The following is a 664-nucleotide window of genomic DNA, read 5'->3' as shown; positions in this document are numbered from 1 at the left end:
CATCGAGAGTGCGAAGCTGCGCAGATGGCGATCGACAACCTGCCCGGCGAAGACCACCCCACCGACTGCGCCGACGCCGAAGAGGGTGAGTCCTGCGGTCGTCCCACCAGGCAAGACAAACCCAATCGCTAGCGGCGCGATGTATGTATAGAGTGTGTAATGGCCTAGCATCGCAATTCCGGCCAAGGCCAGTACCACTGACACGCCGGGCATCATGGCGACGTCCCGCACCGACGCCCGCGATTGCTTGGCCGCCGCGGGGGCCCGCGGGATGCAGGCGACGATCCAGCCCATCAGTCCGAGCGAGAGCAGAGCGAGCAGCCCAAAGCTTGCTCTCCATCCGAGCAGCGTTCCTACATAGCTGCCGAGCGGCAGGCCTGCGGCCATGGCCACTGCGCTGCCCGTCATCGCGATGGCAATGGCGCGTCCCATGGTCTGCGCGTTCGAAAGCCGCACGGCGTATCCCGCGACCATCGACCAAATCACACCGGACATGACGCCCGCCACCACGCGCGCCGCCAGAATGACCGGGTAGTTGGAAAGGCAGGCCACCGCGAGGTGTGTCAGGCAGAAAACGGACAGTGCGGTCAGGAAAAGCATGCGACGCGGCAGGGCGCGCGTGGCGGCGATCAGTGGGATTGCCGTCGCGGCCGAGCCCACGGCA

The 664-nt window shown here is 66.1% G+C and carries 1 protein-coding gene; it reads right to left on the bottom strand.

Translation table 11 applies throughout. The features are described 5' to 3' along the window. A partial coding sequence (locus P775_RS22490; RefSeq protein WP_143520971.1) for an MFS transporter occupies positions 1 to 664 on the bottom strand: 664 nt, incomplete at both ends.

Source organism: Puniceibacterium antarcticum (assembly GCF_002760615.1).
GTDB lineage: Bacteria > Pseudomonadota > Alphaproteobacteria > Rhodobacterales > Rhodobacteraceae > Puniceibacterium > Puniceibacterium antarcticum.
The sequence above is the reverse complement of the archived record's forward strand: the minus strand, read 5'-3'. Positions and strand labels throughout refer to the sequence as shown.